This is a genomic window from Bradyrhizobium sp. KZN70725 (assembly GCF_055264925.1).
On the sequence record NZ_JBUYWT010000020.1, the window covers coordinates 1 to 23,867 of the forward strand.

Genomic DNA, 23,867 nt, shown 5'->3' on the forward strand with positions numbered 1-23,867 from the left:
CGACAACGCGCGCCCAATCTTTGTTCACAAGCGATTCGTGTGCCATTCCATCTTGGAATCACAAGCGAAGCCAAGGCGCAAATCCTATTTTAGCGCCTATGGGCGAAAGCCAGGACCCATTACCCCGAATCTCAATTGTTGCGCTGGCTGGGGCCACGATCCCGGTCATCACCGAATGCGGTGGTTATGGGTCCCTGCTTTCGCAGGGACGACAAGCGGGGATGACGGTCTGAGAAAGTGTGACGGATTTGAGAGCGGCGGCGCCCAAGATCTGCGCACGCATCCAAGACCCGCGCATTGACAAGCTCCTGCCACACCGACCTGATAGGCGGATGTCTCGCGTGAGCTTCCTGCCATGATCGCCAGCCTCAGCCTGATCCTGCTCTGCCAGCTGGTCGGCGAGGTCGCCGTGCGCGCGCTGGCGGTACCGGTGCCGGGCCCGGTGGTTGGCCTCGTGCTGCTGCTGTTGCTGCTGTTGGCGCGCGACCGCTTTCCGGCGCTGGCGCGCGGGCCGCTCGGCGATGACGGCGTCGAGAGCGCGAGCCGCGGCATGCTTGCCAATCTCTCGCTGCTGTTCATTCCGGCCGGCGTCGGCGTGGTGCAGAAGCTCGATCTGCTCGCCGAGCACGGTATCGCGGTCCTGGTGATCCTCGCGGTGTCCGTCATCGTCACCCTGCTGGCGACGGTTGCGACCTTCGTTGCGGCGAGCAGCCTGCTTTCGAGCGAGGAGGAGAGGCCGTGAATGACAATTCGTTCTCGCTCTGGGTCTATCTCTCGCAGTCGCCGCTGCTCTGGCTGACGGTGACGCTGTTGACCTATGCGGCGGCCGACGCGGTGTCGCTGAAGACGAGGCGGCACCCGCTCGCCAATCCCGTGCTGCATTCGGTGTGGATCATCGGCGTATTCCTGCTGCTGACCGGGACCTCCTACACCACCTATTTTGCCGGTGCGCAGTTCGTGCACTTCCTGCTCGGGCCGGCGACGGTGGCGCTCGCGGTGCCGCTCTACGAGAATCGCCGGCGGGTCGCGGCGGCGATCCTGCCGATGCTGGTTGCGCTCGCGATCGGCTCGCTGACGGCGATCGTCTCGGTGGTGCTGCTGGCGCAGGCGTTCGGGCTGCCGCGCGACGTCATCCTGTCGCTGGCGCCGAAATCGGTCACCGCCGGCGTCGCGATGGGCATCAGCGAATCCCTGCATGCCGATCCCTCGCTGACCGCGGTGTCGGTGATCCTCACCGGCATCATGGGGGCGATCATCGTCACGCCCCTGATGAACTTCACCGGCATCACGGACTTTCGTGCCCGTGGCTTTGCGGCGGGCATCGCCGCCCATGGCATCGGCACCGCGCGCGCCTTCCAAGTCGACGAGGTCGCCGGCGTCTTCGCCGGGATCGCGATGAGCCTGAATGCGCTGGTCACCTCGCTGCTGGTGCCGCTGGCTGTGACATATCTGCTGCGCTGAGCGTGATCCAGAAAAGTGGGAACCGGTTTTCCCTCGCGACAAACGCAACGCGTTTGCGTGGAGATCATGCTGATATAGAGAGTTCGGCTGCAGGGCAGTTTTGTGCTATTGGTATGGCGTTGAGCAGCAAATCCTTCTAGGGTCGCCGGCTCAAACGCGAGTCTGTTCCCCTTGGTCTTCTCCGCAACTCAAAGCGTGCTTGGGCTGGCATCGGGCATGCTGGTCGGTTTTTCGCTGGGCCTGGTCGGCGGCGGCGGCTCGATCCTTGCCGTGCCGTTGATGGTCTACGTGGTCGGCGTGCCGGAGCCGCATGTCGCGATCGGCACCTCGGCGATCGCGGTCGCCGCCAACGCCGCGGTCAATCTCTCCAACCACGCCCGCGGCGGCACCGTGATCTGGTCCTGCGCGCTGGTGTTCGCGCTGTCGGGCATGCTGGGCGCATTCGGCGGCTCCATCCTCGGCAAGATGCTGGAGGGGCAGAAGCTGCTCGCGCTGTTCTCGCTGGTGATGCTGGTCATCGCGGGCCTGATGCTGAAGAACCGCGCGCGGGTCGGGCTGACCGACGTCAAGATCTCGATGTCCAACATGCCCGCGATCATCGGCCTCGGACTTGCCACCGGAACCATGTCCGGCTTCTTCGGCATCGGCGGCGGCTTCCTGATCGTGCCGGCGCTGATGCTGGCGACCGGGATGCCGATCATGAACGCGGTCAGTTCCTCGCTGGTGGCCGTCACCGCGTTCGGCATGACCACGGCCCTGAGCTATGCGTGGTCCGGGCTGGTGTCGTGGGGCCTGGCGGGGCTATTCGTCGCCGGCGGCATCGCGGGCGGCCTTCTCGGCACAAGCAGCGCCCGCCACCTGTCGGAACGGCGCGGCGCGCTTAATATCGTGTTTGCGACTGTGATTATCGTGGTGGCGATCTATATGCTGCTGCGTAACATCAATGTGTCTTGAACGAAGAAGGGCGCAGAGCTCTTGCGAAAGCCAGCTATGAACCAACTGACGAAATCGCCCCTGATCAACGCCGGTGCCACCCGCCGCGGCGCGCTCGGCCTGTTCGGTGCCGGCATCGCGCTCATGGCCGCGGGCGCCGCACGCGCCGAGGACGACAATGTCCTGACCGAGGAGCAGGTGCTGCGCGATCCGGATATTCCTGACATCGGCAACCCCAAGGGCGACATCACCATCGTCGAATGGTTCGACTACAACTGCCCCTATTGCCGCAAGCTCGCGCCGGAGCTGCGCCAGGTGGTGCAGGACGACGGCAAGGTCCGCCTCGTGCTGAAGGATTGGCCGATCCTCGGACCGGTTTCCAAGGTCGCGGCGCGGATGGCGCTGGCGGCGAAGTACCAGAACAAGTTCGACGTCGCGCATGAGGCGATGATCTCGGTCAATTCGCGCATCACCGAGCCGCGCATCGCCGAATTGCTCTCGGGCGCCGGCCTCGACATGGACCGCCTGAAGAAGGATCACGACGCCAACGCCAAGGCGATCGATGCGATCCTTTCCCGCAACAACGAGCAGGCGCTGGCGTTCGGCTTCAACGGCACGCCGTCATTCATCGTCGGCAAGTACCGCGTACCAGGCGTGCTCAGCATGGATCAGTTCGAGCAGGTGATCGCCGACGCCCGCAAGGCCAATATGGGTCGCAAGACCGAGCAGAATTGATCGCGCTTCCTGCAACGAAAATGGCCTCTCCGGCGAGAGGCCATTTGCTTTTGTGTCGGCTTGAAAACAATCGTTACTTCGCCGCGATCTTGTCCCACTGCTCGCGGGTGCGCGTCTTCAGCAGGTTCCAGTCATGCGCTGCGACGTCCCAATTGACGATGGTGCGCGTGTCCTGCGCCACCTCGCCATTGGCGACGCTCGACGTCCGCATGGAATCGTAGACGTAGACGCCGCATATCAGCAGCAGCGCGCCCAAAATCATGCCGAAAAAGGTCCGCATCGCTCAATCCCTCCGGTGTCGGAAGCATAACGTCGCCGGGCTCGCTGTGGTTCCGGCGATCGATCAACTGCGCGCGAACGCCCGCATCACGTAATCGATGAACACGCGCACGCGCGGCGAGAGCTGGCGGTTGCGCGGATAGAGCAGGTTTACCGGCACCGATGGCGGCGGGCATTGCTGCAGCACCGGGATCAGCGTGCCGTTTGTCAGATCGGCTTCGGCGTGGAAGCGCGGCACCTGCACGAGGCCGAGGCCGAGTTTGGCGCTCGCCAGGTAACTCTCGGGGCCGGTCACCGACATCGGCGCCGGCAGCGGAAACTGCTTCAGCGCGCCGTCGATCACGAACTCGATCGGCCGCAGGCGTCCGGTGGTCAGCGAGCGGATGCCGATCATGCGATGGCCATCGAGTGCGAACGGGTCGACCGGTGTGCCGAAACGCGCAAGGTAATCCGGCGTCGCGCAGGTCAACCGCTCCAGCATCGTGACCTGCTGCGCGATCATGTCGCTGTCGGGCAGCTTGCCGAAGCGCAGCACGCAGTCGACGCCTTCGCGGATCAGATCGACCCAGCGGTCGCTCTCGCTCATGTTGATCTCGATATCAGGATATTCGGCGAGGAAGCCCGGCAGGTTCGGCAGCAGGAAGTGCCGCGCCAGCGTGCCCTGCACCTCGAGCCGCAGCAGCCCCTTCGGCCGCGCGCCGCCGAACGCGCCCTCGGCGTCTTCGAGATCCGCGATCAGCGACAGGCAGCGGCGGTAGTGCGCCTCGCCATCGAGCGTCGGGCGCACCGTGCGCGTGGTGCGCTCGAGCAGCCGCACGCCGAGCCGCGCCTCCAGCCCCTTCACCGCGTCCGTCACCGTCGAGCGCGGCAGCCCCAGATCCTCGGCGGCGAGCGAAAAGCTGCGCCGCTCGACCACCCGGGTGAACACGCGCATCGCGTCGAAACGGTCCATCTATTGTCCGGAAATAACGAATAGTGATGTCGAATGATGCATGATTATCCGGAAGACGCCAAGACCTAGTGTCCTCCCTTCGACGCGGCGCGGCCGCACAACCTGATGGGAGACTGAAAATGACCAACCAAACCAACAAGGTAGCTCTGGTGACGGGTGCCTCGCGCGGGATCGGCGCGGCGGTGGCCGAACGCCTCGCCAAGGACGGCTTCACCGTCGTCATCAACTACTCCGGCGACGCCAAGTCCGCCCAGGCGGTGGCCGACAGGATCGAGGCCGCCGGCGGCCGGGCACCGACCGCGAAGGCCGATGTCAGCGATGCCCACGCGGTGCGCGGCATGTTCGACGCGGCGGAAGCCGCCTTCGGCGGCGTCGACGTGCTGGTCAACAATGCCGGCATCATGAAGCTCGGCAAGATCGCCGACAGCGACGATGCCGCGTTCGACCAGCAGGTCGCGGTCAATTTGAAGGGCAGCTTCAACACCATGCGCGAGGCGGCGCGCCGCCTGCGCAACGGCGGACGCATCGTCAACTTCTCAACCAGCGTCGTCGGCACCAAGCTCGAGACCTACGGCATCTATGTCGCGACCAAGGCCGCGATCGAGTCGTTGACCGCGATCCTGTCCAAGGAGTTGCGCGGCCGCGGCATCACGGTGAATGCGGTCGCGCCCGGGCCGACCGCGACCGACCTGTTCCTGCACGGCAAGTCGGACGAATTGATCGACCGCTTCGCCAAGATGGTGCCGCTGGAGCGGCTCGGCACGCCCGATGACATCGCCAATGTCGTGTCGTTCCTCGCCGGCCCCGACGGCTCCTGGATCAACGGCCAGGCGCTCCGCGCCAATGGCGGCCTGGTCTGACGCCCGCACATCTCCAACCCAACTCGCATTCAACCGACTTCACAAGGATACGTGTCATGAAACAGGTCATCGTCATCACCGGCGCTTCGAGCGGCTTCGGCCGCCTCACCGCCAACGCGCTCGCCAGGGCCGGCCACACCGTCTATGCCTCGATGCGCCACACCACCGGCCGCAACGCCTCCGCGGTCGCCGATATCGAGGAGTTCGCGCGCGACAACAAGGTCGACCTGCGCGCGCTCGAGCTCGATGTCGGCTCGCAGGCGTCGGTCGATGCGGCGATTGCGCAGATCGTCGCCGAGGAAGGCCGCCTCGACGTCGTGATGCACAATGCCGGCCACATGGTGTTCGGCCCGGCGGAGGCGTTCACGCCCGAGCAGCTTGCCGAGCTCTACGACGTCAACGTGCTGTCGACACAGCGCGTCAATCGCGCGGCGCTGCCGCAACTGCGCAAGCAGGGCAGGGGACTCGTGGTCTGGGTGTCGAGCAGCTCTTCGGCCGGCGGCACGCCGCCCTATCTCGCGCCGTATTTCGCGGCCAAGGCCGGCATGGATGCGATGGCCGTGATCTATGCCCGGGAGCTTACGCGCTGGGGCATCGAGACCTCGATCATCGTGCCCGGCGCCTTCACCGGCGGCACCAACCACTTTGCGCATTCCGGCCGTCCCGCCGACGAGGCCCGCGTCGCCGAATATGAGGCTGGTCCCTATGCCGGCTTCGGCGAGGAGATCATGAAGGCCTTCGCGGCGATCGTGCCCGAGGATGCCGACGTCTCGTCGGTCGCCGACGCGATCGTCAAGGTCGTCGATACGACGTTCGGCAAGCGGCCGTTCCGCGTTCACATCGATCCGACGCAGGACGGCGCCGAAGTCGCATTCGGCGTGATCGACCGCGTCCGCAACGAGATGCTGCACCGGGTCGGCTTCTCCGACCTGCTCAAGCCGCGAGTGAACGGGTAATCTTCTCCCCGCAACGTCATTGCGAGGAGCGACAGCGACGAAGCAATCCGTCTGCCCGCGTGCTCGGTGACAATGGATTGCTTCGCTTGGCTCGCAATGACGGGTTACGATCCCTCAGGTGCTGTCGGCTCGCTCACCATTCATCCACTGCATGATCTCCGCATTGATCTCGCGCGGATAGGTGTGGCTGAGATCGTCGATCTCGCGATAGGTCACCCTCGCGCCGGCGGCCGACAGCAGGCCTTGGGTCTGCCGCGCGGTCTGCACCGGGAACATCCAGTCGAGCCGGCCGTGGGTGATGAAGATCGGCAAGCCGCGCAGCCGCTCCGCGTCGGCGATTTCCGCCATCAGCGGATGGAAGGTCGCGGCAACGGGCGCCAGATGCGTGAAGCGCGAGGCGCCGTCGAGCCCGCTCACATAGCTGAAGGTGCCGCCGTCGCTCATGCCGGTCAGCAGCGTGCGCGTCTCGTCGATCGTCCAGTGCGCGCGCACCTGGTCGAGGATGCGGTTGAGGTTCGGCGTGTCGGTGTCCTCGCCCATCAGCGCCCAGGTCTGGCCGGTCGCGGTCGGCGCCACCAGGATGGCGCCGCGGCTGCGCGCATCGCGCAGCCAGCTCCACAGGAAGCCGCGGCCATTGCCGCTGCCGCCATGCAGCGCCATCACCAGCGGCCAGGCGCGGTCGGGCGTGTAATACTCCGGCACGTACATCGAGAAGCCGCCGCGGCTGCCCGGCTCGTTGCGCTCGTGGAAGATGCCGGTGTCGGCGTTGGGCTTGGCGGCGAGCTTCGCCTGCAGCTCGGTATCGTCGCGGAGATCGGGCGCGATGAAGAAGCCGCTGACCGGCGGCAACTCGGTCAAGGGATAGAGCGCCTCCTGCGCCCGCGGCAGATAGCGCAGCGCGCGGAATACGTTGACCAGATCGCCTTCGCCGTTCTGCACGGCGCGCAGCCCTGCGTAGCCGGCGAGCGCCGGTTCGATCGCGGCTTCCAGCGCGGTCTTGATGTGCGCGAATTTCTCCGGCCAGTCGGCGAGCCGCGGCCGCACCGCCTGCAAGGCCTCCTCCGGCTCGCCCGCAATCTGCATCACGCGATCGAAGTCCGGCGGATTGAGGTTGCGCGCGACGAAGGACAGCGATTCCAGCGTCTGCAACAGCGGCGGCAGCACGGCCACGATGTCGTCAACCACCGCCTCGCTCATCGCCGCTGCCTCTTCCCTTTGCCTTAATGCAGCCGCGGCGCCTTCAACAGCTTTATGCGGTCGATCGAGGTCAGCGTGACGTCGAAGGTGACGCCCTCGTGATAGATGGTCAGCGGCACGTCGACGCCGGCCGCGCCGAGCGACCAGAGCTTGCGGTAGAAGCCGGCCTGGCTCGTCACCTTGTCGCCGTCGACCGCGAGGATCACGTCGCCGGTCTTCAGTTCGGCGCGCGCCGCCGGTCCCTTGCTGGCGACGCCGACCACCACGAGGCGGTTGTCGATCTCGGTCGTGAACATGCCGAGCCACGGCCGCGCCGGCTTGTCGACCCGGCCGAACTTGCGCAAATCGTCCAGCACCGGATTGAGCAGATCGATCGGCACGATCATGTTGACATGCTCGGCGTGGCCCGAGCGCTCGCGTTCGAGTTGCAGCGAGCCGATGCCGATCAGCTCGCCGGCATTGTTGATCAGCCCGGTGCCGCCCCAGTTCGGATGCGACGGAGAAGTGAAGATCGCCTCGTCCAGCAGATACTCCCAGTAGCCGGCGAATTCCTGCTTCGCCGCGATCTGGCTTGCGACCGAGCGCGTGCGGCCGCCGGCGCCGCCGAGCACCACATTGTCGCCGACCTGCGTCGCCGCGGACGAGCCGATCCGCAGCGGCTCGAGATCGACCCGGCCGAGCGCCTGCACCAGGCCGAAGCCGGATTCGAAATCGAAGCCGAGCGCGTGGCCCTCGACCGCGCGGCCGTCGCCGAGATGCAGCCACACCGTGGCGGCTTCAGTGATCAGATAGCCGATCGTCAGCACCAGCCCGTCGTCGATCAGGACGCCATTGCCGGCGCGCTCGGTGCCGAGCGTCTCGGCGCTGAAAGCATCCGGCGGAATGATCGAGTGCAGCCCGACCACACTCATCAGCGCGCGATCGAGATCGTAGCGGTAATCTTCGGGGCGAGGCTGAAAGGCCGCGGGCACTTTCCATTCGGTCGTGGAGGGCATCAAGGGATCTCCTGGCGTGCAGGGCGCTGGAACCTCAAGGTAGACCGAGGTTCTGCCGGCAGAGAAGATGGAATGATATACCTTGCAGGGCAGCCTGCACAGCTCATGTGGCGTGCAGACCTGCCCCTCGCAAGATAATTGAACCTATTCGGTTTTTGCCGCACGCGCCGGCGTGATGCGGAAGGCACGGTTGTCCTTGATCCACGCGGCGCGCTCGTCGCGCAGCATGGTGCGGCGAACCTTTCCGGAATCGTCGCGCGGCGCGGTGCCGACGCGCTCGAAACTTTCCGGATGCTTGTAGCGGCTGAGCCGGTCCTTCAGGAAATCGCCCATGCCGTCGGCGATCGCTTGCGCATCGGCGCTGTCGGCGAGCTCGAGGATTGCATGCACGCGCTGGCCGAATTCCGGATCGGGCAGTCCGACCACGACGCAGGAGCGCACCTCGGGATGCTCGCTGACCGCGGCCTCGACCTCGGCCGGATAGATGTTGGCGCCGCCGCGCAGAACCATGTCGGCGAGCCGGTCGCCGAGATAGAGATAGCCTTCTTCATCGAGTCGGCCGATGTCGCCGAGCGACTCCCAGCCATCCGGCCGCCGCTTCGGCGTTGCGCCGAGATAGTGATAGGTCGAGCCGGCGCCGTCATTGGGCAGGAAATAGATTTCGCCGGTCTCGCCGGGCGCGACGTCGTTGCCGTCCTCGCCGATGATGCGCAGTTTCGCGGTCTCGCCGATCTTGCCGACCGAGCCCTTGTGCGCCATCCATTCGGTGCCTGAGATCACGCAGGCGCCCTGCCGCTCGGTGCCGCCATAGAGCTCCCAGATCCGCTCGGGGCCGAGCCATTCGATCCATTTCTCCTTCAGCCAGGGCGGCATCGGCGCTGCCATGTGAAACACGATGTTCAGGCTGGAGACGTCGTAGCGGTTGCGCACCTCCTCGGGCAGCGCCCAGATCCGGTGCATCATGGTCGGCACGAAGTTCACCCATTGCACGCGCTCGCGCTCGATCAGCCGCAGCGTCTCCTCGGCGTCGAACTTCACCATGCCGGTGACCCTTCCGCCCCCGAACAGCGCAAAGTGCGAGAGGATGAATGGCGCATTGTGATACAGTGGCCCCGGATTGAGCAGCGAGGTGTCGCGCGCAATGCCGAGCGTCGCCTCGGCCGTGGTCTCGATCACCGCGGGGTTGTGATCGAGGATCACCTTCGGCCGCCCGGTCGAGCCGCCGCTCGTCATCGCCTTCCAGTAGCGCGCGACCGGCGCATCGAGCGGCTCCTCGGAGAATCCGTCCGGCACGAAATTCACCGGCAGCGAATTCGGCGCATTCCAGTCGGCCTCGCCGCCGACCACCAGCGACGGTTTCAGAATCTCGAGCACGGCAGCGGCCTCGCCGCGCGGCAGCCGCCATGACAGCGAGGTCGGCGTCGCGCCGCACTTCCACACCGCGAAGGTCGTCTCGAAGAACGCGTTGCTGTTGGGCAGCCCGATCGCGACGAAGTCGCCGGGCTTGACGCCCTTGGCGGCGAAGGCGCGCGCCCGTGCATTGGCGCGGCGCTCGAGCTCGAGCCAGGTCAGCGCATCCGCGCCATGACTGATGGCGATCGCATCCGTGGGCTTGCGTTCGGCATACCAGCGCGGCACGTCGGCGAGGGGGATCAGCATGGTCGTTTCCGTCGGAAAAGGCGGCTTGAAGCGCTCTTGTTGCAGGGATGTGGCCAAGGCCACGGCCGCCACTTCACCAAGAGTGCAGTCTCCGTGTCAAGCCGGCGGCTGTCCATGCGGCCGGTATCCCGCTGATGGAGTTGCAGAATCCCTGTTCGCTAAAAGCCGCGTCAAGATTCCGGTAAAGTTCAAGCGATCGCGCTAAGCCAGGCTTTACGAGGGGCCGGCATTGTGGCCGTTGCGGTTCTGTGCCGGGCGCGCCGAGCGACGTGCACGGCGTGCAATGTCTTTCAATGACCAATGGCTTCAAGGACGGCGACGATGGCGAGCAATGGAGCACGGATCAAGGTCAGTCGCGAGCCGCGGCGCCAGCTCAACAATCGTGCGGCCTGGATCACGGTCGACGACGGCGCGACCGAGAGCGAATGCGCCGTGGTCGACATCTCGCCGGGCGGCGCCAAGATCACCACCGAGGTCGAGTTCGAGGTGAATGACCGCCTCGCGCTGACGCTGCTCGCCGATCACGCCAAGCGCTACCCTTGCGAGGTGGTCTGGCGTCGCGGCAAGACCTACGGGCTCAAGTTCGTGACGGCCGAAGTCGAGCCGGTTGAACCTGCCGCGGAGCCGGCCGGCGCGACCTAGCGCGGCGTTTCATCAATCAATGTTCGAATGGACGCTCGGCGCAGGCCATCGCCGATCGGATCGGGCGCGCGTTCAATGGCTCACGCCAGGACGTCCCGCGCAAGCGTGGCTCACGTCAACGTCGCTGCGGATTGTCGGCATTGCCGGTGGTGGTGCCCGTCGGGCCTCCCGGAAGCGCCGGTGCGGCGCTGCCGCCGCCGGTGCCCGAAGACGGTGCGACGCGCTGGCCGGACTGGGTCGGGAGCGCAGTGCCGCCGACGCCGTTCGACGGTGCGGCGCGGTCGCCAGGCCTCGGCGGCAGCGGGGTGCCGCCGGTGTTTTGCGCGAGAAGCTGGGCCGGCGCGAGGCTGAGGCCGGCGGCGACGACGATGGCAAATTTGGTCTTGAACATGCGCTGGTCCGAGATGGCGCGGTGAGGCTTGAGCGACAGGCTCAGCCACGACGGAGACGAGAGATCCGCCAAGCCCGCGAGATTGCGATACCAACATAACGTCCGCCGCATTTGATGCGTTCCGGAAGCCTCGCCAGGACGAAGCAAATATCCGTGTAATGAACGGTCTCCACCGATCGCGGCGACGCCTCGCCGGTGTTGCGGATCTTTCGACATGAAGTTTGGACATTCATGTCGCGAGAATGCGGACGTGTGACTCACAGACCTTGCCACACACTCAATGTCGTCATGGCGAAAGCCAGGACCCATTACCCCAAATCTCAATTGCTGCGCGATGCTGGGGCCACGATCCCGTCCAGGATCAAGTGGGATGGTTATAGGTCCTGGCTTTCGCCAGGACAACGAACGGATAGCTCCGTGTGCCCGTCCTCACGGGTTCACGCAAACACGGCAATGACGACTGGTTGGCCAGGCGCCGTCGCCCTAGCGTTCCGTCAGCTTCAGCTCGATGCGGCGGTTGCGCTTGTAGGCCTCTTCGGTCTGCGCGGTGTCGAGCGGCTGGAATTCGGCAAAGCCGGCGGCGACCAGGCGCTGCGCCGGCACGCCGAGCGAGACCAGGTACTGCACCACCGAGATCGCGCGCGCCGAGGACAGCTCCCAGTTGGACTTGAACAGCGGGCTGTTGATCGGCCGCACGTCGGTGTGGCCGTCGACGCGCAGCACCCAGGCGATCTCGGGCGGAATCTGCTTGTCGAGATCGATCAGCGCGCTCGCGACCGTTTCGAGCTCGGTCTTGCCCTCGGGCAGCAGCGTCGCCTGGCCGGTGTCGAAAAACACTTCCGACTGGAACACGAAGCGGTCGCCGACGACGCGGATATCGGGACGGTTGCCGAGGATCGCACGCAGCCGGCCGAAGAATTCCGAGCGGTATTTCGACAGTTCCTGCACCCGCTGCGCCAGCGCGACATTGAGGCGCTGGCCGAGATCGGCGATGCGGTTCTGCGATTCCTTGTCGCGCTTCTCGGAGGCGTCGAGCGCCTCCTCGAGCGCGGCGAGCTGGCGGCGCAGCGCGCTGATCTGCTGGTTCAGCAGCTCGATCTGCGCCAGTGCGCGCGACGATACGGCCTTCTCGGACTCCAGCGCCTTGTTGAGTTCGTTGGCGCGGCCCTGCGCGTCGCTGCCGGAACTCGCGAGCCCCTCATAGAGCCCCTTCATGCGGTCGCGCTCGCCTTCGGCGGAAGCGAGCCCGGCGCGCAGCTGCGCTATCTGGTCGTCGAGCGTCAGCTTGGAGAGCTTCTCCAGCGATAGCAGGTCGTTGAGCTGAGCGATCTTGGCGGTGAGCTGTTCCAGCGCCTTGTCCTTGCCGGTGACCTCCTGTGACAGGAAGAACTGCACGACGAGGAACACCGACAGCAGGAACACGATCGACAGCACCAGCGTCGACAATGCGTCGACAAAGCCGGGCCAGTAGTTGAAGCCGGATTCGCTGCGGCGCGAGCGGGCGAGGGCCATGGGTGTCTCTCCCCGGCTAGCTTTTCTCGGGCTGGCGGGCGAGGCGTTCGAGCAGCCGCTTGATCTCGCGGTTCTGCTCGCCCTGGCCGTCGGCCCATTCCCGGATCATCTGCTGCTCGGTGCGCATATGCGCAACCAGTCCCTGGATCGCCTCGGCAAGATTGGCCATCGCGGCCGTGGTGCTGCGGCCGCCGCCGCCTTCCTCGAGCGCGGTGCGGAGCCGATCGATCGCGCCCTGCATGTCGCCGGAGACGCCGGCTTCATCGCCGGAAATGCCGCGCACGGTGCCGGCGAGCCAGTCCTCGAGGTCGGTGTAGAAGCGGTTCTGGGCCTGGCTCGACTGCAGGTCGAGGAAGCCGAGGATCAGCGAGCCGGCGAGGCCGAACAGCGAGGACGAGAACGAGATGCCCATGCCGCCGAGCGGCGCGGCGAGGCCCTCCTTCAGCGTATCGAACAGCGCGCCGGAGTCGCCGCCGACCTTGAGCCCGTCGATCACCTTGCCGACCGAGCCCACCGTCTCGATCAGGCCCCAGAAGGTGCCGAGCAGGCCGAGGAACACCAACAGGCCGGTCATGTAGCGCGAGATGTCGCGGGCTTCATCGAGGCGGGTTGCGATCGAATCGAGCAGATGTCGCATGGTCTGCTGCGAGATCGACATCCGCCCCGAGCGTTCGCCGCCGAGGATCGCGGCCATCGGGGCAAGCAGCGTCGGGCGGCGCTCGATCGCAAGGCCGGGATCGGCGATGCGGAAATTGTTGACCCAGGCGACCTCGGGATAGAGCCGGATCACTTGGCGGAACGCCAGGATGATTCCGATCAGCAGCACCGCCCCGATCAGGGCGTTCAGCCCCGGATTGGCAAAGAAGGCGGTGACGATCTGCTTGTACAGCACGACCCCGACCAGGCCGCAGAGCACCAGGAACACCAGCATCCGCACCAGGAAGATACGAGGCGAGGACAGCTTGCTCAATTCGATCTCCATGTCGGAGCGGGAAGGAGGCATTGCCGGGTCATCCGTTCGCGAAGGCCGCATCTGCGAGCAATATGGCACAGCGGCGGAGTGAGGAAAGCCGATTCCAGGGGCAGCAAACAGGACCTTGAGTTGGAATCTCGTGGGCCGTTGCCGCTTTGCACGGCTTTCCGACCGCTCGGCGCATCACCATCCGCTGAACTGCACACCCCACCCGCAGATCGCGAAATGAGGTCGGCTTGCACGCGTCATTCGGTGGGCGAACGCGACGATGGTGATTCGGTCCGATTGTCTCGATGTTGCAAGGTGCGGCATTCCGCGCAGGCAAAATGGCGGGGTTCCCGCTCACGCAGACCTTAATGCATTCCCAGCCTGCGATGGAACCCGCTCACAATGCGGTGACAAGACAAAAGATGCCGCGAAATCAGAGTGATAGCATTCTGTGACATTGAGCCGCCCAAAAACGCATTGCGTCGCAGCAAGCAGATTTTATTTTCATCGCAGCAACGCGAGCGGTGTCGCCGTGACACCGCCGTTCGTTTGTTCAAACCTTTCAGGGGCGATTATCTCAATGTCTGGACTTCGCGCGCAATCGGCATGCATTGCTCTGATGCTGGCCGTGACGGCGCCACTGCTTGCAGGCTGCGACGAGCCGAACACCGCAACCGCCGCCGTGCAAGCACCCGAGCCGGACGTCAGTGTCGTCACCGTGAAGCCACAGGCGCGCGCGATGCTGCGCGAGCTGCCGGGCCGCATCGCGCCGACCCGTGTTTCCGAGGTACGCCCGCGCGTCTCGGGCATCGTGGTCAACCGCATGTTCCATCAGGGCAGCGAGGTGAAGGTCGGCGATCCCCTGTACCAGATCGATCCGCGCCCGTTCGAAGTCGAATTGCAGTCGACCGAGGCGGCGCTGGCGCGCGCCAAGGCCGTGCTCGAACAGGCCGCGCTGCAGGCCCGCCGTATCGCCACCTTGACCAGCCAGCGCGCGGCGCCGGAAGCCGAGAACGAAAAGGCGATCGCGACGCTGAAGCAGGCCGAAGCCGATGTGCAGGGACGCGAGGCCGAAGTTGCGCGCGCCAAGCTCAATCTGGATTATGCGACGATCCGCGCGCCGATCGACGGCACCATCGGCGCGGCGCTGGTCAGCGAGGGCGCGCTCGTCGTGCAGAACGACGCCGCGAGCCTTGCGACCATCCAGCAGCTCGATCCGATCTACGCCGACTTCCAGCAGTCGGTGACCGAGATGAACCAGCTCCGCCGTGCCTTCGAGAGCGGCGATCTCGACCGCATCGCGCCCGACGCGATGAAGGTGCGCCTCGTGCTCGACGACGGCTCGATCTACCCGCTGCCGGGCAAGCTGCTGTTCTCCGACGCCAAGGTCGACGCCTATACCGGGCAGGTGACGTTGCGCGGCGAGTTCCCGAACCCGCATCGCATCCTGCTGCCGGGCATGTATGTGCGCGTGCTGATCGAGCAGGGCATCGACAGCGATGCGATTGCCGTGCCGCAGCAGGCGATCCAGCGCAATGGCGGCGGCGGCAGCGAGGTGTTCGTCGTCAAGGCCGACAATCACGTCGCGGTGCAGCCGGTGCGCACCGGCTCGCTGCAAGGTGGTTCCTGGTTCGTGACCGATGGCCTGAAGGCCGGCGACAAGGTCGTCGTCGAGGGGTTCCAGAAATTCGCCGCCGGCGACAAGGTCCGGCCGCAAGCCTGGCGCGAGGTCGACGCAGCTGCAGCACCGACGGATTCGCACCAGACCGCGCACGCAGTGCGGTGATCCGATATGCCTAGCTTCTTCATCGACAGGCCGATCTTCGCCTGGGTCGTCGCGCTGTTCATCTGTCTGATCGGCGCGATCTCGATTCCGCTGCTCGCGGTCGCGCAATATCCGATCATCGCGCCGCCCTCGATCTCGATCTCGACCAGCTATCCCGGCGCGTCGCCGGAGAACCTCTACAACAGCGTGACGCGGCTGATCGAGGAGGAGCTCAACGGCGCCGCCAACATCCTGAACTTCGAATCGACCTCCGACTCGCTTGGCCAGGTCGAGATCATCGCCAACTTCAAGCCGGGCACCGACACCAGCCAGGCTTCGGTCGAGGTGCAGAACCGCCTCAAGCGCGTCGAGGCGCGGCTGCCGCGCGCCGTGATCCAGCAGGGCATCCTGGTCGAGGAAGCCTCGTCCGCCGTGCTGCAGATCATCACGCTGAACTCGACCGACGGCTCGCTGGATGAAGTGGGCCTCGGCGACTTCATGATCCGCAACGTGCTGGGCGAGGTGCGCCGCATCCCCGGCGTCGGCCGCGCCACGCTGTATTCGACCGAGCGGTCCTTGCGGATCTGGATCGATCCGGCCAAGCTGGTCGGCTACGGCCTGTCCGCCGACGACGTCAACAAGGCGATCACGGCGCAGAACGCCCAGGTCGCCTCCGGCAGCATCGGCGCCGAGCCGAGCACAGATACCCAGAAGATTTCCGCGCAGGTGCTGGTGAAGGGCCAGCTGTCCTCTCCCGACGAGTTCGGCGCCATCATCCTGCGCGCCAACGCCGACGGCTCGACGGTCCGCCTGCGCGACGTCGCGCGGATCGAGATCGGCGGCCTCAGCTACCAGTTCAACACCCGCCTCGACGGCAAGCCGACCGCCGGCCTCTCGGTGTTGCTGTCGCCGAAGGGCAATGCGCTGGCGACCGCGAGCGCGGTCGAAGCCAAGATGAAGGAGCTGTCGCGCTTCTTCCCGGCCAACATCTCCTACGAAATCCCCTACAACATCACGCCGGTGGTCGAGGCTTCGATCAAGAAGGTGTTGACGACGCTGGTCGAGGCCGTCGTGCTGGTGTTCGTCGTGATGTTCCTGTTTCTGCAGAACATCCGCTACACCATCATCCCGACGATCGTGGTTCCGGTGGCGCTGCTCGGCGCCTGCGCTACGCTGATGATCGCGGGCTTTTCGATCAACATGCTGACCATGTTCGGCATGGTGCTGGCGGTCGGCATCCTCGTCGACGACGCCATCGTCGTGGTCGAGAACGTCGAGCGCATCATGGCGGAGGAGGGCCTGCCGCCGAAGGAAGCCACCAAGAAAGCGATGTCGCAGATCACCGGCGCCATCATCGGCATCACGCTGGTGCTGATGGCGGTGTTCGTGCCGATGGCGTTCTTCCCCGGCTCGGTCGGCATCATCTACCGGCAGTTCTCGGTCACCATGGTGGCGGCGATCGCGTTCTCGGCGCTGCTCGCGCTGTCGCTGACGCCGGCGCTGTGCGCGACGCTGCTCAAGCCGGTCAAGAAGGGCCACGGCCATGCCAGCAAGGGCGTGTTCGGCTGGTTCAACCGCGTGCTCGACACCAGCCGCGCGGGCTATACCCGCACCGTGCAGGGCTCGCTGAAGCGCACCGGCCGCCTGATGCTGATCTACCTCGTGCTGTTCCTTGGCGTCGCCTACGGCTTCGTGCGGCTGCCCGGCGGCTTCCTGCCGGTCGACGACCAGGGCTTCATCACGACCGACGTGCAGACGCCGTCGGAATCGTCCTATGCCCGGACCGAAGCCGCGGTCGAGCAGGTCGAGAAGTACCTCAAGGACCGCGCCGGCATCGAGAACGTCACGTTCCTCACCGGCTTCAGCTTCCTCGGCCAGGGCATGAACACCGCGCAGGCCTTCATCACCCTGAAGGACTGGTCGGAGCGCGGCCCGAAGGATTCCGCCGCCGCCATCGTTGCCGACATCAACCGCGATTTGTCGTCGATCCGCGACGCCAGGATCTCGGCGTTGCAGCCGCCGCCGATCGACAACCTCGGCAATTCCTCGGGCTTCTCGTTCCGCCTGCAGGACCGCGGCCAGAAGGGTTATTCGGCGCTGATCGCCGCGTCCGATCGCCTGATCGCGGAGGCCAATGCCAGCCCGATCCTGCAGAAGGTCTATGTCGAAGGCCTGCCGCCCGCGCCGCAGGTCAATCTGATGATCGACCGCGAGAAGGCGGGCGCGTTCGGCCTCACCTTCGAGGACATCAACAACACGATCTCGACCAATCTCGGCTCGAACTACATCAACGACTTCCCGAACCGCGGGCGCATGCAGCGCGTCATCGTGCAGGCCGACAAGACCAGCCGCATGAACGCGGACGACATCCTCAACTACAACGTCAAGAACAGCCGCGGCCAGCTGGTGCCGTTCTCGGCCTTCGCCACCATCGAGTGGACGAAGGGGCCGACGCAGATCGCGGGCTTCAACTACTATCCGGCGGTGCGCATCTCCGGCGAGGCGCGGCCGGGCTTCACCTCGGGCGATGCGATCGCCGAAATGGAGCGGCTCGCCGACAAGCTGCCGCGCGGCTTCGGCTATGAATGGACCGGCCAGTCGCTGCAGGAGAAGCTGTCGGGCTCGCAGGCGCCGTTCCTGCTCGCGCTGTCGGTGCTGGTGGTGTTCCTCTTGCTGGCCGCGCTCTATGAGAGCTGGACCATTCCGCTCGCGGTGCTGCTCACCATTCCGCTCGGCATTCTCGGTGCGGTGGTGGCGGCGACGATGCGCGGGCTCTCCAACGACGTCTATTTCACCGTCGGTTTGATCACCATCATCGGTCTTGCCGCCAAGGACGCGATCCTGATCATCGAGTTTGCCAAGGATCTGCGCGCGCAAGGCAAGCCGCTGGTCGAGGCGACAATCGAGGCGTGCAGCCTCAGATTCCGCCCGATCCTGATGACCGGTCTGGCCTTCGTCTGCGGCGTGCTGCCGATGGCGATCGCGACCGGCGCCGGCGGCGCCAGCCAGCAGGCACTCGGCACGTCAGTGATGGGCGGCATGATCGCGGTGGTGATCCTCGCGCTGCTCCTGGTGCCGGTGTTCTTCGTCAGCGTGCAGCGCGTGCTGGCCGGCGATCGCGAAACGGCGCCGGGGCAGGGTGAGGTATATGGCCCGCCCGCGCCGGCAAGGATCGGTCACTGACATCAGGGACCGGTGCTGCTCAGATCAGCAGCTTGCTTTCGCAAGCTGACCAATCCAGATTGCAGCTCTGGATTGAACGGGAAGCGTTTGGGCAACCCGGGGATTGAGGGCATGCGATGCGGCCGAGCGATATTGCGATCTCGAATTATCGCTCGATCCGGCGGCTCTTCATGCCCATCCAGCCGCTGTCCGTCTTCGTCGGCGAGAACGGCGTCGGCAAATCCAATCTCTACAAGTCGCTGTCGCTGTTGCGGGATGCTGCGACCGGCCGGATCACGCGCACGATCTCCGACGAAGGCGGGTTGAATTCCGTCTTCTGGTCCGGCCATCGCAGACGCGGAGACGATGCGCGTCTGCGGTTGGCCGTGAGGCTCGACCACGTCAGATATTCCATCGAGCTCGGATTCCCGAGCCCGGTCGTGGCGGCATTTCCCGGTGAGCCGATGATCAAGTCCGAAACGATCGAGGCGACCCACGGCAAGAAGACAATACTGATGTTGGAGCGCACCAACTCACTCGTCAGTGTCCGCGATGAGAACGGCACCTGGAGCCAGCACAAGGATGCGGTGCTGCCGTCGGAAACCGCACTGGCCGGATTTTCGGATGGTAAGGGAAGTCCCGAGATCGACCTGATCCGAAATGCAATGCTGAGTTGGCGATTCTATCACGACTTCCGGACCGATCCGGCGTCGCCGATACGAAAGCCGTGTCTCGCGATCACGACACCTTCGCTGAGCGCCGATGGCCACGATCTGGCTGCCGTGTTGGCAACCCTGTTCACGATCAGGCAGGATGCCGGCGATCTGCAGGATGCGATCGAGGACGCATTTCCGGGCGCCGAACTGCGGGCTTGGGAAAAAAATGGGCTATGTGAATTCCAGTTGCAACTGGAGGACATGCCGCGGCCATTCAAGGCGCACGAACTATCCGACGGCACGCTGAAATATATCTGCCTGCTCGCCGTGTTCATGGGCTATCGGCTGCCGCCGTTCATCGCGCTGAACGAGCCCGAGACCAGCCTGCATCCCTCGCTGCTGGCGCCATTGGCGCGGCTGATCGCCAAGGCATCGCGCCGTGCCGACATCTGGATCGTCACCCATTCGGAGCCTCTGATGGAAGCGCTGCGCAGCGAGAGCGCGGTGCCGCTGCGCCGGGTGATCAAGACGAAGGGCGCCACCACCATCGAGGGCCTGACCGCGGGCGGTGAATTTCGTGACCGCGAGGACGACCAGGATGACGATGACGACGACGATTAAATCGCGCCGTCGCGTTACTGCCCGAGCGGCTTCAGGATCTTGATCAGCTCGCCGTGCACGAACTCGTTGCCGCAGACGATGTGGCCGGTCTGCAGCGGGTCGTCATTGCCCTGGATGCCGGAGACGGTGCCGCCGGCTTCGCGGACCATCAGCAGGCCGGCCGCGACGTCCCAGGCCTGCAGATTGCGCTCCCAATAGCCGTCGAGCCGGCCGGCAGCGACAAAGGCGAGGTCGAGCGAGGCGGCGCCGAAGCGGCGGAAGCCCGCGACCTTGGTCTGCAGCGCCGCCATCTCCTGCAGCGCCAGCTGGTGGTTACCGCGGCCGATATGCGGCAGGCCGCAGGCGACAACGCATTCGTTGAGCTGGCGGCGGCCGGCGACGCGCAGCCGCTGGTCGTTGAGGAACGCGCCCTTGCCGCGCTCGGCGATGTAGAGCTCGTCATTGGCGGGATTGTAGATCACGCCGGCGATCACGGTGTCCTCGCGCTTCAGCCCGATCGAGATCGCGAATTGCGGGATGCCGTGCAGGAAGTTGGTGGTGCCGTCCAGGGGATCGACGATCCAGGTGTGGCTCTTGTCAGAGCCTTCGCGCTTGCCGCCTTCCTCGCCGACGAACCCGTAGCCGGGCCGGGCCTTCTCGAGGTCGGTGTAGAGCATCTCCTCGGCGCGCTTGTCGGCGAGCGAGACGAAGTTTGCCGGCCCCTTCAGCGACACCTGGAGATGTTCGATCTCGCCGAGGTCGCGCTTGAGGCTGCGGCCGGCGCGGCGCGCGGCCTTGACCATGACATTGATGAGAGCGGAATAGAGCATGATGGAAGCTGGTGGCTTTCGAGCGTTGGAAATCGATCGGGCAGCGTAGCAAGACCCTGCCCGTCATCCTGAGGAGCGCGGAACGCGCGTCTCGAAGCATCGACGGCCCGGTCCGGGGCCGTGCATCCTTCGAGGCTCGCTCCGCTCGCACCTCAGGATGACGGGAAACGGCCTGTGGCGCCCTGGGTTTCGGACTGGGTGCCCTCTGGAAGTGGCGCCGTCAAGGCGTCATTTGACGTTGTTTCCGATCCATTTTCGCGCGGCTGCCTCGGCCTTGGCGCGGTCTTCCGGGCTCATATCGGCGAGGATGTCGTCGAGATCGGGGTCGCCCTTGCCGGCGGTCTTGGCGACCGTGTGCCATTTCAGCGCCTCGACCTTGTCCACCGGGGCGCCGGCGCCGGTCGCCAGCACATGGGCGAGGCGGTTTTGCGCGATCGCGCTGTTCTGCCGGGCCGCCTTGCGCAGCAGCGCCACCGCCGCCGGCACGTTCCGCGGCGTGCCGGAGCCGTTGTAGAGCGCGATGGCATATTCGACCTCGGCATCGACATTGTCGGCCAGCGAGGCGGCCTGCAGCAGCCGCGCCGCCTTCTCGAGGTCCTTCGGCACGCCGGTGCCTTCCTTGTAGAAGGTCGCGAGCGCGTATTGCGCCTCGGGGCTGCCGGCGTCGGCGGCCATGCGCAACAGCTCGGCGGAGCGGCGGAGGTCCTGCGGCAGGGTCTGGCCGTCGAGATAGAGCAGCGCGAGATTATAGGCCGCCTTCGGCTCGCCGAGCTTGGCCGACGACGCCAGCAGCTTGACCGCGGCGTCCTTGTCGACGGCGCCGCCGCGGCCCGCGATCTTCATCATGGCGAGCGCGAACATCGCCTCGCGGTCGCCGGCATCGGAGGCGCGCTTGTACCACTCGTCGGCCTTGACGTAGTCGCGCTTGACGCCGAGCCCATTGGCATAGAGCTCGCCCAGCATCGTCATGGCCTTGGCATCGTTGTTGTTCTGCGCGCGCGCGGTCGCGAGATCGAACGCGGTCTTGTACATGCCGCGCTGATAGGCGCCGTAGACGAGGTCGACATTGGGATCGTCGACGGCCTGGGTCGGGGTCGGCGAGGGCGTCGGAGATGCGGCAGGCTTCGGCGTCGCGGAGGCGGCGGGCTTCGGCGTCGGCTTCTTCGCGACCGGCGAATGCACCTTCGGCTTCGCAGCCTCCTTCTTCGCGGGCGGCGTCTGTGCCGGCGGCGTGATCGAGAGCTGCGCCATCGCGCCGCTCGCCAGCATCGTGCAGCCGAGCGCAACAGCTATCGGACGCAGGCATTTCATTCCGGCGTCATCCCTCGGCCTTTCCGTCGGCCTTGGCCTTGCCGAATGTGCCGGCATGCGCCCGCGCAATCGCCTCTCCGATCTCGACAAGCGCCGCCTTGGCGCCGCGCGGATCGGACCAGATGAAGTTTCCGACCAGCACGAAATCCGCGCCGGCCGCCGCGAACGTCTCGGCTTCCTCGCGCGAGGTTGCAAAGCCGATGCAGGGCGGCTCGAACAATTCGTCCCACCACTCCAGCCGCTCGGCGATGGCCTCGCGCGAGGGCCGCTGTCCGTTGGCGTCGGGCTCGCCGAACAGTACATAGTCGGCGCCGGCTTCGCCCGCGGCCATGGAATCGTGGCGGGTCGCGAGCCCGCCGACGCCGACAATGCGGTCGGGTTTCAGCGACGGCATCGCCTCTTCCATCGCGGCGACGCCGGTCAGATGCGCGCCGTCGGCGCCGGCGCGGGCCACGATATCGGGATGACCGTCGATCAGCAGCGCCGCGCCGGCGTTCTGGATCGCGGGCCCCAGCGCCTTGATGGTGGAGATCATGCTGCGCGGATCGCTCTCGCGCAGCCGCACCAGCACGGCCGCGACATCGGCCGCGGCAAGCAGCTCGGTGAGCTCGGCCGCAAGCCGCGCAGGCTCATCGACCGCCGGCGTTGCCAGATAGAGGCGCGGCGTCGGCCGCGGCGGAACGGGCTTGGTCGCCAACTATGCCGCCTGTTTCTCGAGGCCGGCTTCCCAATTGCCGGTGCTCGCGAGCCCGTTCATCCGGGCGCGATGCGAGAAGGCGCGCTGGCCCGCGGGGACGTTGTCGGGCTTGCCGGACCACGCCTTCTGCGGCGCCGCCTGCAGCGCGCGGCCGTAGGAGAAGGTCAGCCGCCAGGGCAAATTGCCGATCTTGTTCATGGCGTCGAGATGCGCGGTCGCTTCCTCGTCGCTCTGGCCGCCGGAGAGGAAGGCGATGCCGGGCACCGCGGCCGGCACGCAGCTCTTGAGCAGGCGGATGGTCTTCTCGGCGACTTCCTGCACCGGCGCCTGCTTCGGGCACTTCTTGCCCGAGATCGCCATGTTCGGCTTCAGGATCATGCCTTCGAGCGCGACGCGCTGCACCCGCAATTCCTGGAAGGTGCGGTTCAGCACGCGCTGCGTCACCTCGTAGCAGCGGTCGATGTCATGATCGCCGTCCATCAGCACCTCCGGCTCGACGATCGGGACGATCTGCGCGGCCTGGCACAGCGCGGCGTAGCGCGCCAGCGCATGGGCGTTGGCACGGATCGCGGTCTGGGTCGGGATTCGCGGTCCGATATCGATCACGGCGCGCCACTTCGCAAAGCGCGCACCGCGCTCGTAATATTTCTTCAGCCGCTCGGCGAGCTTGTCGAGGCCGACGGTGACGAGTTCGCCTGGGCAGTTCGGCAGCGCCTGCGTGCCCTCGTCGACCTTGATGCCGGGGATCGCGCCGGCCTGCTCGATCAGCTTGACCAGCGGCGTGCCGTCCTTGGCATTCTGCCAGATCGTCTCGTCGTAAAGGATGACGCCGGAGATGTACTTGCTCATCGCCTCCTGCGAGCGGAACAGCATCTCGCGATAGTCACGGCGATTGTCCTCGGTCGAATCGACCTTGATGGCGTCGAACCGCTTCTTGATGGTGCCGGAGGATTCGTCGGCGGCGAGAATGCCCTTGCCCGGGGTGACCATGGCAAGCGCGATTTTGTTGAGGTCGGAGAGGTTCATCGGGGCGTCCTCCAGAGCCATTGCCTTTGCAAACCAAAATAGGCGGTTCTCGGGCAAATGCCTAGAAAACGTTCGTCGCGGCTGAGATCGCGCGTAGATTTGGCTTGTTCTGTTCACCTCGCCCCGCTTGCGGGGAGAGGCATAGGCCGCCTTCGGCGGCCGTCGGCAAAGAACGCCGAAGTCGAGCTTCGGCTATGTCGCATCGCTAGATGCAATCCGGGTGAGGGGGTACAGGTCTAACCGCATTCGCCGCTCGTGGAAGCCCCTCACCCCAACCCTCTCCCCGC

The 23,867-nt window shown here is 65.8% G+C and carries 22 protein-coding genes; 10 read left to right on the forward strand and 12 right to left on the reverse strand.

Annotated features, from left to right (window positions below; genetic code table 11):
* Positions 1–355 precede the first annotated feature (355 nt).
* The 4 genes from ACZBJS_RS20215 to ACZBJS_RS20230 all read left to right on the forward strand — a co-directional run bounded on the left by ACZBJS_RS20215 (position 356) and on the right by ACZBJS_RS20230 (position 3,129).
* Positions 356–742 carry a CidA/LrgA family protein gene (locus ACZBJS_RS20215; protein ID WP_057016185.1) on the forward strand — a complete coding sequence of 129 codons (387 nt, stop codon included), beginning with the start codon at positions 356–358 and terminating at the stop codon, positions 740–742.
* On the forward strand, positions 739–1,461 hold the full coding sequence (locus tag ACZBJS_RS20220; protein ID WP_057016186.1) for an LrgB family protein: 723 nt from the start codon (positions 739–741) through the stop codon (positions 1,459–1,461). Before ACZBJS_RS20215 ends, ACZBJS_RS20220 begins: the two co-directional genes overlap by 4 nt.
* Before the next feature lie 216 nt (positions 1,462–1,677).
* The gene (locus ACZBJS_RS20225) at positions 1,678–2,415 is read left to right on the forward strand and encodes a sulfite exporter TauE/SafE family protein (RefSeq protein ID WP_051003131.1); all 738 of its coding nucleotides are present in this window, start codon (positions 1,678–1,680) and stop codon (positions 2,413–2,415) included.
* 36 nt (positions 2,416–2,451) lie between these two features.
* A complete protein-coding gene (locus ACZBJS_RS20230; protein ID WP_456777802.1) occupies positions 2,452–3,129 on the forward strand; it encodes a DsbA family protein in 678 nt (225 codons plus the stop codon).
* A gap of 73 nt (positions 3,130–3,202) precedes the next feature.
* On the opposite strand, the gene ACZBJS_RS20235 is transcribed toward ACZBJS_RS20230, so the two are convergent.
* Positions 3,203–3,409: a hypothetical protein gene (locus ACZBJS_RS20235; RefSeq protein WP_016841536.1), complete on the reverse strand. Its 207-nt coding sequence runs from the start codon at positions 3,407–3,409 to the stop codon at positions 3,203–3,205.
* Between the two features lie 63 nt (positions 3,410–3,472).
* Entirely contained in the window at positions 3,473–4,360 is an 888-nt protein-coding gene (locus ACZBJS_RS20240) for a LysR family transcriptional regulator (protein ID WP_463439063.1), read from the reverse strand.
* A 119-nt stretch (positions 4,361–4,479) separates the two neighbouring features.
* Here ACZBJS_RS20240 and ACZBJS_RS20245 point away from each other — a divergent pair, with 119 nt between their 5' ends.
* Positions 4,480–5,220 (forward strand): SDR family oxidoreductase, encoded by a 741-nt coding sequence (locus ACZBJS_RS20245; protein ID WP_057016187.1) that lies wholly within the window; start codon positions 4,480–4,482, stop codon positions 5,218–5,220.
* 56 nt (positions 5,221–5,276) lie between these two features.
* Positions 5,277–6,176: an SDR family oxidoreductase gene (locus tag ACZBJS_RS20250; RefSeq protein ID WP_463439064.1), complete on the forward strand. Its 900-nt coding sequence runs from the start codon at positions 5,277–5,279 to the stop codon at positions 6,174–6,176.
* Positions 6,177–6,290: 114 nt separating this feature from the next.
* On the opposite strand, the gene ACZBJS_RS20255 is transcribed toward ACZBJS_RS20250, so the two are convergent.
* The 3 genes from ACZBJS_RS20255 to ACZBJS_RS20265 form a co-directional block, all read right to left on the reverse strand.
* On the reverse strand, positions 6,291–7,373 hold the full coding sequence (locus ACZBJS_RS20255; RefSeq protein ID WP_463439065.1) for a carboxylesterase family protein: 1,083 nt from the start codon (positions 7,371–7,373) through the stop codon (positions 6,291–6,293).
* A gap of 23 nt (positions 7,374–7,396) precedes the next feature.
* Positions 7,397–8,368, reverse strand: coding sequence for a S1C family serine protease (locus tag ACZBJS_RS20260; protein WP_057016190.1), 972 nt, complete (start codon positions 8,366–8,368; stop codon positions 7,397–7,399).
* 144 nt (positions 8,369–8,512) lie between these two features.
* A complete protein-coding gene (locus tag ACZBJS_RS20265) occupies positions 8,513–10,027 on the reverse strand; it encodes an AMP-binding protein (RefSeq protein ID WP_463439066.1) in 1,515 nt (504 codons plus the stop codon).
* Positions 10,028–10,348: 321 nt separating this feature from the next.
* Between ACZBJS_RS20265 and ACZBJS_RS20270 the strand changes: the two genes are divergently transcribed.
* Positions 10,349–10,669: a PilZ domain-containing protein gene (locus ACZBJS_RS20270; protein ID WP_168859137.1), complete on the forward strand. Its 321-nt coding sequence runs from the start codon at positions 10,349–10,351 to the stop codon at positions 10,667–10,669.
* Between the two features lie 115 nt (positions 10,670–10,784).
* On the opposite strand, the gene ACZBJS_RS20275 is transcribed toward ACZBJS_RS20270, so the two are convergent.
* The 3 genes from ACZBJS_RS20275 to ACZBJS_RS20285 all read right to left on the reverse strand — a co-directional run bounded on the left by ACZBJS_RS20275 (position 10,785) and on the right by ACZBJS_RS20285 (position 13,575).
* Positions 10,785–11,060, reverse strand: coding sequence for a hypothetical protein (locus ACZBJS_RS20275; protein WP_463439067.1), 276 nt, complete (start codon positions 11,058–11,060; stop codon positions 10,785–10,787).
* 483 nt (positions 11,061–11,543) lie between these two features.
* On the reverse strand, positions 11,544–12,572 hold the full coding sequence (locus tag ACZBJS_RS20280; protein WP_463439068.1) for a peptidoglycan -binding protein: 1,029 nt from the start codon (positions 12,570–12,572) through the stop codon (positions 11,544–11,546).
* A 16-nt stretch (positions 12,573–12,588) separates the two neighbouring features.
* Positions 12,589–13,575 (reverse strand): hypothetical protein, encoded by a 987-nt coding sequence (locus tag ACZBJS_RS20285; RefSeq protein WP_057016194.1) that lies wholly within the window; start codon positions 13,573–13,575, stop codon positions 12,589–12,591.
* A gap of 538 nt (positions 13,576–14,113) precedes the next feature.
* Here ACZBJS_RS20285 and ACZBJS_RS20290 point away from each other — a divergent pair.
* The 3 genes from ACZBJS_RS20290 (at position 14,114) to ACZBJS_RS20300 (ending at position 19,737) form a co-directional block, all read left to right on the forward strand.
* Complete coding sequence (locus tag ACZBJS_RS20290; protein WP_253604559.1) at positions 14,114–15,319, forward strand: efflux RND transporter periplasmic adaptor subunit; 1,206 nt, start codon at positions 14,114–14,116, stop codon at positions 15,317–15,319.
* Positions 15,320–15,325: 6 nt separating this feature from the next.
* Positions 15,326–18,481: a multidrug efflux RND transporter permease subunit gene (locus ACZBJS_RS20295; RefSeq protein WP_057016195.1), complete on the forward strand. Its 3,156-nt coding sequence runs from the start codon at positions 15,326–15,328 to the stop codon at positions 18,479–18,481.
* A gap of 116 nt (positions 18,482–18,597) precedes the next feature.
* A complete protein-coding gene (locus ACZBJS_RS20300) occupies positions 18,598–19,737 on the forward strand; it encodes an AAA family ATPase (RefSeq protein ID WP_316396474.1) in 1,140 nt (379 codons plus the stop codon).
* 14 nt (positions 19,738–19,751) lie between these two features.
* Here ACZBJS_RS20300 and ACZBJS_RS20305 read toward each other — a convergent pair whose 3' ends face one another.
* The 4 genes from ACZBJS_RS20305 to ACZBJS_RS20320 all read right to left on the reverse strand — a co-directional run bounded on the left by ACZBJS_RS20305 (position 19,752) and on the right by ACZBJS_RS20320 (position 23,580).
* Complete coding sequence (locus ACZBJS_RS20305; protein WP_057016197.1) at positions 19,752–20,546, reverse strand: inositol monophosphatase family protein; 795 nt, start codon at positions 20,544–20,546, stop codon at positions 19,752–19,754.
* A gap of 228 nt (positions 20,547–20,774) precedes the next feature.
* Positions 20,775–21,857, reverse strand: coding sequence for an HcpA family protein (locus tag ACZBJS_RS20310; RefSeq protein WP_316396476.1), 1,083 nt, complete (start codon positions 21,855–21,857; stop codon positions 20,775–20,777).
* Between the two features lie 7 nt (positions 21,858–21,864).
* Positions 21,865–22,554: a thiamine phosphate synthase gene (locus ACZBJS_RS20315; RefSeq protein ID WP_316396478.1), complete on the reverse strand. Its 690-nt coding sequence runs from the start codon at positions 22,552–22,554 to the stop codon at positions 21,865–21,867.
* Positions 22,555–23,580, reverse strand: coding sequence for a class I fructose-bisphosphate aldolase (locus ACZBJS_RS20320; RefSeq protein ID WP_076825042.1), 1,026 nt, complete (start codon positions 23,578–23,580; stop codon positions 22,555–22,557).
* Between the last annotated feature and the right edge of the window lie 287 nt (positions 23,581–23,867).